The sequence below is a fragment of the Nocardia sp. NPDC003345 genome, assembly GCF_053589395.1.
This window is the reverse complement of sequence record NZ_JBSFRU010000290.1, coordinates 1-8,463: the sequence shown is the minus strand read 5'-3', so window position 1 is coordinate 8,463 and position 8,463 is coordinate 1. Positions and strand designations below refer to the sequence as shown.

General features: G+C 67.8%; 9 protein-coding genes. 8 read left to right on the top strand and 1 reads right to left on the bottom strand.

Going from position 1 to position 8,463, the window contains the following annotated elements; all coding sequences use genetic code 11:
• The 8 genes from ACWDU1_RS25240 to ACWDU1_RS25205 form a co-directional block, all read left to right on the top strand.
• Positions 1-810 (top strand): FAD-dependent monooxygenase (locus ACWDU1_RS25240; RefSeq protein WP_450002120.1); only part of this gene is annotated, 810 nt, incomplete at its 5' end.
• Positions 811-823: 13 nt separating this feature from the next.
• Positions 824-1,672: an SDR family oxidoreductase gene (locus ACWDU1_RS25235; protein WP_450002119.1), complete on the top strand. Its 849-nt coding sequence runs from the start codon at positions 824-826 to the stop codon at positions 1,670-1,672.
• A 30-nt stretch (positions 1,673-1,702) separates the two neighbouring features.
• A complete protein-coding gene (locus ACWDU1_RS25230; protein WP_450002118.1) occupies positions 1,703-2,914 on the top strand; it encodes a cytochrome P450 in 1,212 nt (403 codons plus the stop codon).
• Positions 2,911-3,894 (top strand): alpha/beta fold hydrolase, encoded by a 984-nt coding sequence (locus ACWDU1_RS25225; RefSeq protein ID WP_450002117.1) that lies wholly within the window; start codon positions 2,911-2,913, stop codon positions 3,892-3,894. The genes ACWDU1_RS25230 and ACWDU1_RS25225 overlap by 4 nt, the downstream gene beginning before the upstream one ends.
• Positions 3,894-4,541 carry a flavin reductase family protein gene (locus tag ACWDU1_RS25220; RefSeq protein ID WP_450002116.1) on the top strand — a complete coding sequence of 216 codons (648 nt, stop codon included), beginning with the start codon at positions 3,894-3,896 and terminating at the stop codon, positions 4,539-4,541. The genes ACWDU1_RS25225 and ACWDU1_RS25220 overlap by 1 nt, the downstream gene beginning before the upstream one ends.
• On the top strand, positions 4,538-5,401 hold the full coding sequence (locus ACWDU1_RS25215) for a carbon-nitrogen hydrolase family protein (RefSeq protein WP_450002114.1): 864 nt from the start codon (positions 4,538-4,540) through the stop codon (positions 5,399-5,401). Before ACWDU1_RS25220 ends, ACWDU1_RS25215 begins: the two co-directional genes overlap by 4 nt.
• A gap of 10 nt (positions 5,402-5,411) precedes the next feature.
• Entirely contained in the window at positions 5,412-6,443 is a 1,032-nt protein-coding gene (locus tag ACWDU1_RS25210) for a hypothetical protein (protein ID WP_450002112.1), read from the top strand.
• Entirely contained in the window at positions 6,440-7,840 is a 1,401-nt protein-coding gene (locus ACWDU1_RS25205; RefSeq protein ID WP_450002110.1) for an amidase, read from the top strand. The genes ACWDU1_RS25210 and ACWDU1_RS25205 overlap by 4 nt, the downstream gene beginning before the upstream one ends.
• A gap of 377 nt (positions 7,841-8,217) precedes the next feature.
• Here the strand turns inward: ACWDU1_RS25205 and ACWDU1_RS25200 are convergent.
• The coding region (locus ACWDU1_RS25200) for an FCD domain-containing protein (protein WP_450002109.1) at positions 8,218-8,463 on the bottom strand (246 nt) is incomplete at its 5' end.

Below are 8,463 nucleotides of genomic sequence, written 5' to 3'. Positions count from 1 at the left end.
CGCGCCGGCGGCGGGCTCCGCTACGAGGACCACGCCGTCGTCAGCGCCGAATGCGCCGATGGCGCCATAGAACGCTTCGCGGCGCAGTGGGTGCTGGGTGCCGACGGTGCCGGCAGCGCCGTGCGCACGCTGTTGGGAATGCCGTTCGAGGGATTCACCTGGCCGGAGCGGTTCGTGGCCACCGATGTGTTCTATCCCTTCGAAGAAGAGGGGTACAACCAGACCACCTTCCTCGTCGACGAGAAGTTCGGCGCGATCATCGTCAAGATCGACAACTCGGCGCGTGGCGGGCTGTGGCGCTACACCTACAGCGAGCCGGCCGAACTTCCGGCTGAAGGGGTGCGCGACCGGATGGGCGAGTTCTTCGACACGGTGATGCCCCGCGCCGATCTACGCGAGCTCGTGGCCTTCAGCCCCTACAAGATGCACCAGCGGTGTGCTACCACCTTCCGGGCCAACCGGGTGCTGCTCGTCGGCGACGCGGCCCATGCCACCAACCCCACCGGCGGGCTCGGTCTCACCGGCGGCCTGTTCGACACCTACTTCCTCATCGAAGCCCTGGCCGGCGTGGTGCACGGAACGATGGACGACTGGGTGCTGGACAAGTACGCCCACGAACGCCGGCGGGTGTTCAAGGAATTCGTCTCGCCCGCCGCCTCGGCGAACAAGCGGCTGGTCTTCGGATCCACCGCCACCGACGAAGGTCGTGCGGCGTGGCAGCGGGTCCAGCGGCTCGCAGTAGACGAGGACGCCGCGCGGGCCCGGCTCATGTTCCCCAAAACGCTCGAGACACCGGTCCCGGTGGGTTAGGAGGCCGATCGGAATGCGAACGGCAGGAAAAACCGCAGTTGTCACGGGGGGCGCCAGCGGTATCGGCTACGCCATGGCCCGCGCCTTCCTCGACCAGGGAATGGATGTGGTCATCGGCGATATCGAAGCCCCCGCCCTGGCGGAAGCGCTCGACCGGCTCCGGGGCTCCGACACCGGCGGCAGGGTACTCGGCCTGAAGACAGACGTCACTCGATTCGAGGACGTGGCGGCCCTGTGCGACGCCGCGCACTCGGAGTTCGGGCAGGTGGCCGTCGTCTGCGCGAACGCCGGCGTCGAAACGGGCGGCCGCTTTCTCGACGTTGCTCCCGAGGCGTGGCGGTGGGTGATGGAGGTGAATTACTTCGGCACGCTCAACACCGCCCGGGCTGCACTGCCGCTGCTCGAGAACAGCGGTGACGGGCATCTGGTGATCACCGGATCGCTGGCCGGAATCGCCACGGGCACACCGTTCATGACGCCCTATTGCGCATCGAAGATGGCGATCCACGGCTTGGCGGAATGCCTCGAGATCGAGCTGCGCGCCGCGGCGAGCGCTGTCCAGGTGCACCTGCTGGCACCGGGACCGGTCCGGTCGCGAATGATCGACGCCGAACGCAACGCACCGGCGACGATCCCCATCGATGAGGATCCGGCGCGCCGCCGCGCGATGGAGGAGTTCCGGGCTCGGCAACAGGCCGAGGGTCTGCCCGCCGCCGTCGTCGCCGAAATGGTCCTGGACGCCATCGATCGCGATCTCTTCTTCGTCCTGCCCCACCCGGACCGTGCCGAATCCGCGGTACGCAAGCGGCTGGACTGGATCCTGACCGGACAGGCCCCGGCCAGCCGGGTCGCCGGCAGCTGACCCCCGAAACTCCGACGAGAGCGCTATGCCATGACAACGACTTCGAGCGATACCGGCCGGATCCCGAGCACCGATATCGATCCCTTCGCCTTGACCAGCCTGCAGGACCCGTTCGCCGCAGACGGAGCGGTGCGGGAAATCGCCCCCGTGGTGTATATCGAAAAGCACGACTACTACGCGGTGACCCGCTTCAAGGATATCCGGAAGGCACTGCGTGACTGGCGGCGATTCTCCTCCACCGACCGGCCCTTCTACGAGGACTCCCCTTTCCGTCCCCGTATCGTGCTGTTCGAGGAGCCACCCGCGCACACCCGCACCAAATCGGCCATCATGGATGTGCTCGGGCCCAAGAACCTCGGGTGGATGGGGGACTATTTCGCGCAGCAGGCCGACGCGCTGCTGGACCGGATCCTGGACCAGGACACGGTCGAGGTCGACGGGTACACCGATCTGGCCGTCGCCTATGTGCTGAAGGTTTTCCCGGATGTGATCGGTATGCCCGAGGAAGGCCGCCGCGCACTGCTCGACTTCGGCAGCGCCGGTTTGAACACCTTCGGCCCGGCCAGCGAACTGCGCGACCGCAAGCTCGCCACCGGGGCGAAAGCCGTCGAATGGATCGAGCAGAACATCGGCCGGGAGTCACTGACGCCGGACGGGCTGGGCGCGCAGCTCTACGCCATGGCCGATGAGGGCCGGATCAGCGAGCAGGAAGCACGCGATCTGGTGAAAACCGTGTTCGCCGCCGGTTTCGATACCTCGACCCACGGCATGGCCTCCATGCTTCGTGCTTTCGGTGATCACCCGCAGGAATGGCAGAAGCTGCGCGGCAACCCCGACCTGGTGACCCCGGCGTGGGAGGAATCGTTACGGCTGTATCCGCCGAACCGCTTCGGCGGACGCTGGGCGCCCACCGGGGCGGTGGTCGATGGTTACGAAATCCCCGCGGGCGCCAAGGTATTGATGATGTGGCTCGGCGCGGGCCGGGACGCCCGCGAGTACGACGACCCCGATACCTTCGTGATCGATCGGGATATGCGCAACGGCCATCTGTCCTTCGGCTTCGGGTTACACACTTGCGCGGGCAACCTCGTCGCTCGGCTCGAGGCGACCACGTTACTGCGCAGTATGGTGGCGCGGATCGACGGGATCGAGCGGGCGGGGGAACCCCGGACGGCGGTCAACTATCAGGCGTTCGGGCACGAGTACGTTCCGCTGCGGCTGCAGCGCGCCGCCGGGCGATGACGGGCGATCGGCTGCCCCCGCACGCCGGGCAGGCAGCGACCCTGCGGCGCAGGGGAGGCTTCTTCCTCACCGGCGATCGAGATGCGGCGACCGGCAAACGGATCGGCCCGGCCTGGGTGCAATGGGAGGCACCGACCGAAAATCACGCGGAGAACCTGCCGGTCATCCTGGTCCACGGCGGCGGTGGCCAGTCGACGGATTGGCTGTGGGCGGTGGACGGCGGGCCGGGGTGGGCCGAGTTGTTCGTGGCCGCCGGGCACCCGACCTACCTGCTCGACCGCCCCGGCCACGGCCGCTCACCGTGGGATCCCGACACGATCGGTGGCCGGAACCCGGCACCCGACGCGGCCACGGTGCGGTCGCTCTTCCAGTTCGCCACCCGGCCCGACGACGATGCCGGTCTCTGCTCGATCATCGCCTCGAGTACCGGTCTGTTGCAGGACGCCGCCCGGTCACAGAGCATGGACGCCGCGCGCCTGTCCGAATTGCTGGAGCTGACCGGGCCCGCCGTCGTCGTCGCGCATTCCGCGGGCTCACCCGGAACCTGGCTGGCGGTCGACCGGAATCCGCACCTGGTCCGCGCGGTGGTGGCAGTGGAACCTTTGGGGCCGCCGTTCGGCCGGCCACGTCATGCTCGAGCCCTCTCCCGGGGGGTCACCGCCTTCCCGTTGTCGTCTGCCCCGCGCGGCACGGCAGGGGAGCCACAGGGCCTGGCCCGGGTGCCGGTGCTGGTGGTCAGCGCCGACGCATCCGGCCACACACCCGCCGACAGCGCCACCGCAGAATTCCTGGCCGGGCTCGGCGTCGAGGTCCGGCATATGGAACTGCGCAACTACGGCCTCCGGGGCGACGGTCACGGGGTCGTCTTCGACAAGAACTCCACCGCCGCATTCCGGCTGGTGCACCGATGGTGTGCGGACGCCACCGCATTGAGCGGCACCGGTCCCACACCGACTACGAACGGACCGGCGAGACAGTGATGCACAGTTACAGCTTCGACTCCTTGGCACTACGGGACGCGTACAAATTGATCACCGGCGTGGTCCAGCCGCGACCGATCGCCTGGGTATCCACGGTCGACGAGTCCGGGGTGCACAACCTGGCTCCGTTTTCCTTTTTCACCGTCGCCTCGCGCGATCCGGTAACTCTCTTCCTGTCCATCGGCGCCACCAGCAGGCCGGGACACCGGCTCAAGGACACGCTCGCCAATGTGCTGGCAACCGGGGAACTGGTCGTCAATATCGTCTCGGCCCCGGTTCTACCGGCCATGGTGCGCACCTCCGCCGAGGTGCCGGGCGACGTCGACGAGTTCGCGTTCGCCGGAGTGGACGCCGTCGCCTCGACGCAGGTGCGCCCGCCCCGGGTAGCACAGGCCGATGTCGCGATCGAATGCCGGGCGGTCGGAACCCAGGAGATCGGTTCCGATACCGCGATATTCGCCAGGGCCCTGTGTCTGCACGCCGGCGACGGGCTGGTCGATCCCGCGTTCCATGTCGACGTCGCGCGGCTCCGCCCGGTGGGCCGGGTGGCCGGAGCCGCCTACTGCGTCGAACCGGCAGTCACAGCCTCGCCGCCGGTTCCCGCTTGGAGCTATGAACCCGGCGAGTTCGAGGTGCAGCGGCCATGACGGGTTTCAGGGCGGCGGCCGTACAGATGACCGGCACACCGTTCGAGGTCGCGGCGAATACCGCGCAGATCGAGCGATACGTGCGTCGGGCAGCAGAGGACGATGCGCGGCTGGTCGTCCTGCCCGAGCTGTGCGATACCGGATACACCCATTCCCCGGACCTGCGAGGTGTCAGCACCGAGATTCCCGGGCGGGCAACCGATCTCCTGTGCGGTCTCGCCGCCGAACTCGACCTCACCATCGTCACCGCGATCTCCGCCCGGACCGGCCACGGCAAGCTCCAGGACGTAGGTCTCGTGGTCACCCCGGAGGGGATCGCCGCGCAGGGTGCGAAACGCCTGCTCTGGGGCAACGAGCCCGGCGTATTCGTTGCGGGAGCACCGGACGAGCTGATCCTCGGCGACACTCCGGTCGGTCGCGTCGGCGTAGCGATCTGCTACGAGTCGGGTTTCCCCGAAGCAGCGCGAGAACTTGCGCTCCACGGCGCGCAGATCATCGCGGTGCCGGCGGCTTTCGGCTTGGCTCGGCTCCACGCCTGGAAGCTGGCGACGCGCTCCCGGGCACTCGAGAACGGCTGCTTCCTGATCGCGGCCAACAGTAGCGGTCGCTCGGACGGATTCGACTTCTGCGGTCATTCCACTCTCGTCGACCCCGACGGCGAACGGATGGCTTTGCTGGCCGACGGCTCGGGAATTGTTACCGCGACACTGGACCCGGCGCTGGTCGCCGCGGCCCGCACGACAATCCCCTATCTCCGTGACGTTCGGCCGGTCTTCCCCACCTCTGCGTCCGCGCCGAGCTCGGACCCCGATGCACCCGCTGCCCCGCAGACCCCTCTCCCACATCTCACCCGAAAGTGAGGCAATCCCCATGGTGGATCATTCCGCGACCGACCTGATCCGGTTGTTCCGTGCCGAATTCGAGCTGTGCCGGCTCAGCGCGGACGAGCATGTCGTCGTTCTCTCCGAGCCGACCAGTCGCGCCGATTACGTGGCGGCCTCCTTCGGTGCAGCCCAGCTCGCCGGCGCCCATGTGGTGTCGGCGGTGGTGCCGGCGGGCAGCCCGACCCCGGTGCCCTCCACCCACACCGGTTCCGGCGCCGGCCTCGTGTCGGTACTGACCGACACCGCGGTGCAGCAGCTGTTGAAGAACGCCGATTTCGTGGTCGACCTGACTCGCGAGGGTTTCATCCATGCCCCGATTCAGTCGGAGATCCTGGCCACCGGCACCCGTATTCTCTTCGTCTGCGACGCCCCGGATGTGCTGGCCCGCAATCTCGGCTCCGCCGCCGATGCCGGCCGCGTGGCCCGTGGGGTGGAGCTCATCAAGGAATCGGCGCTCATGCGGGTGACCTCCGCTGCCGGCACCGACCTGACCGTCGATCTCGCCGACTCCCATCCCGGTGCGCAGAAAGGATTCGTCGACCGCCCCGGCACCTGGGATCACTGGCCCTCGACCATGGTGATGTGCTGGCCGCAGGAATCGCACGGTCGGCTGGTGCTCGCGCCCGGCGATATTCTCCTGCCGTTCAAGGAATACGTCCGTGACGAGGTGGTGCTGGACATCTCCGGCGGGCGTATCGACACGATCACCGGCACCGCGGATGCCGCCTTCCTGGAACGGTTCTTCGCCGACTCCGACGACAAGTGGGCGCGCTATCTGTCACATATGGGCTGGGGCATGATGCGCAGTGCCGATTGGTTCGCCACCGCCATGTACGCCAAGCACGAGATCATGGGTATGGACGCGCGCGCCTACACCGGAAACTTCCTGTGGTCCACCGGACCCCACCCGTTCCTCGGCCGCGAAGACTCCTACGCCCACCTCGATATCGCCATGCGCGGCTGCACCGTACGCATCGGCGAGGTCACCGTGGTCGCGGACGGGGAGCTGATCGCATGAACTTCCCCGACGCGGTCGCGATGGCCGAGGCCGTCCGGCGAGGAGAGGTCTCCTCGACCGAACTCGTCCAGGTGGCCATCGACCGGATCGAAGAAGCCGATCCTGCGGTACATGCGCTGTCCTGGAATCGATTCGACGAGGCACTCGGCGAGTCGGCAGGCGAGTTACCGGATGGACCGTTCCGGGGTGTGCCGATCCTGCTGAAAGACCACCGCTGCCTGGCGGCAGGCCAGGAAACCCGGTTCGGCACCAACGCGCTGGCCCGGCAATGCCGCCCCTGGCACACCGACAGCAATATCTACCGGGCCATCCGGGAGGCCGGCTTCGTGGTGCTCGGCCGGACCACCACACCGGAACTGGCCACCGCGCTGATCACCGAATCCGCGGCCGGTGGGATCACCCGCAACCCGATCGATCCCCGCTACACCGCGGGCGGTTCCAGCGGCGGCTCGGCGGCCGCGGTCGCCGCGGGTATGGTTCCGGTCGCCCACGCCACCGACGGCGGCGGCTCGATCCGCGTTCCCGCTGCGGCCTGCGGACTGGTCGGGCTCAAGGCCTCCCGCGGCCGGGTCAGCCTCGGCCCGGACACCAACGAATCCTGGGCCGGCGCCACCACCGAGGGCATGCTGTGCCGTACCGTACGGGACACCGCCGCCACTTTCGACGTGGTAGCCAGGCACTTTCCCGGCGATCCCTATTCCGCTCCGGCACTGCCGTTCCCGCTGCTGCACGCTCGTGCCGAACCCACCGCGCCGCTGCGGATCGGGGTGCTCACCGCGCTCCCCGGCGGAGCGCCGTTCCCGGACCAGGAAGCCACGGCACTGGTCGACCGGATCGCCGGAGTACTCGACAGCTGGGGGCATCGGGTGACGGAGGGCGGCCCACCGGTCCTGGCCGCCACCCATTTCGCCACAGACTATGCGCTCATGGTCGCCGCCGATGTGGAACTGCTCGCTCGCCGTATCGAAGACCACATCGACATTCCCCGTGGAGAATTGGATCTGTCCGAGCGCAACACGGATAACCGCAGACTCGCGGCCTCTGTGACCAGCGCAGACTACCTCGAGGCACGATACCGCCTAGGGCGGTGGGCAACCGAGCTCGCAGTGTGGTGGGAACACGAGATCGACATCCTGCTCACCCCCACACTGGCCGGTGCCCTGCCGGTCGCCGGCGGCGAGATCATCGTGGCCGAACGGAACGCCGCCATGACACCGCTCACCTCGTTCTTCAATGTGAGCGGTCAGCCCGCGATCAGCCTTCCTCTCGGACGGTCGGCCGCCGGACTACCGCTGGGCATCCAACTGGCCGGCTCGTACGGCCGGGAAGATCTGTTGGTGCAGCTCGCCCGTGATTTCGAGGAGCGAGGCCCCTGGCAGCCTGCTCCGTGGAAATGACGGAAGCAACCCGCTCGCAATTCCTGCGCGCTCCGGCACCCGTTACCGGTGACTTTTCACCAGGGAGCGACTGGCCTGCCGGGAAGTTGTTCAGGAAGTGCGGGTGGGCCGACGATGAGTTCCATCCATTCACAGTCCGACAGTGAGGGCTGCGGCGGCGCTGATGACGGCGTGCGGACTTCACCGACCGATTCCGCCGGCCATCCAGTGCCTGATCAATCTTGAACGCGGTGAGCGAATCCGGCAGTAAGGAAGGCCGGATCACGATCGATGCTCCGACTACCAACGGCTCGACCCCGAGGGGCTCGGTGTGGATTTGCACGAATCAGCCATCGGCGGCGCGGCCGGCCCGGTGGAGTATGGGCCGCGCCGGCCGGTCAGGAGACGAGATTCTCCGCGGCACCGGTCATATGGTGCCGCACAGCGGCTGCGGCCGCGGCCGCGTTGCCGGTCGCGATAGCCTCGACGATGGCAGCGTGCCGCCCGACGTCCATATTGCCTACGGCCTTGTCCAACCCGGCCCACATGATCGACATCCGGATCGAGCCCTCCAGCGACTGCCAGGAGTGCAGGAGAGTTTCGTTACCGGTGAGGCGGCACAGCACGCGATGAAAGTTCAAGTC

Coding starts and splice junctions, on each gene's coding strand:
- ACWDU1_RS25235 (WP_450002119.1), top strand. CDS start 824: ATGCGAACGGCAGGAAAAACCGCAGTTGTCACGGGGGGCGCCAGCGGT.
- ACWDU1_RS25205 (WP_450002110.1), top strand. CDS start 6,440: ATGAACTTCCCCGACGCGGTCGCGATGGCCGAGGCCGTCCGGCGAGGA.
- ACWDU1_RS25215 (WP_450002114.1), top strand. CDS start 4,538: ATGACGGGTTTCAGGGCGGCGGCCGTACAGATGACCGGCACACCGTTC.
- ACWDU1_RS25230 (WP_450002118.1), top strand. CDS start 1,703: ATGACAACGACTTCGAGCGATACCGGCCGGATCCCGAGCACCGATATC.
- ACWDU1_RS25220 (WP_450002116.1), top strand. CDS start 3,894: ATGCACAGTTACAGCTTCGACTCCTTGGCACTACGGGACGCGTACAAA.
- ACWDU1_RS25210 (WP_450002112.1), top strand. CDS start 5,412: ATGGTGGATCATTCCGCGACCGACCTGATCCGGTTGTTCCGTGCCGAA.
- ACWDU1_RS25225 (WP_450002117.1), top strand. CDS start 2,911: ATGACGGGCGATCGGCTGCCCCCGCACGCCGGGCAGGCAGCGACCCTG.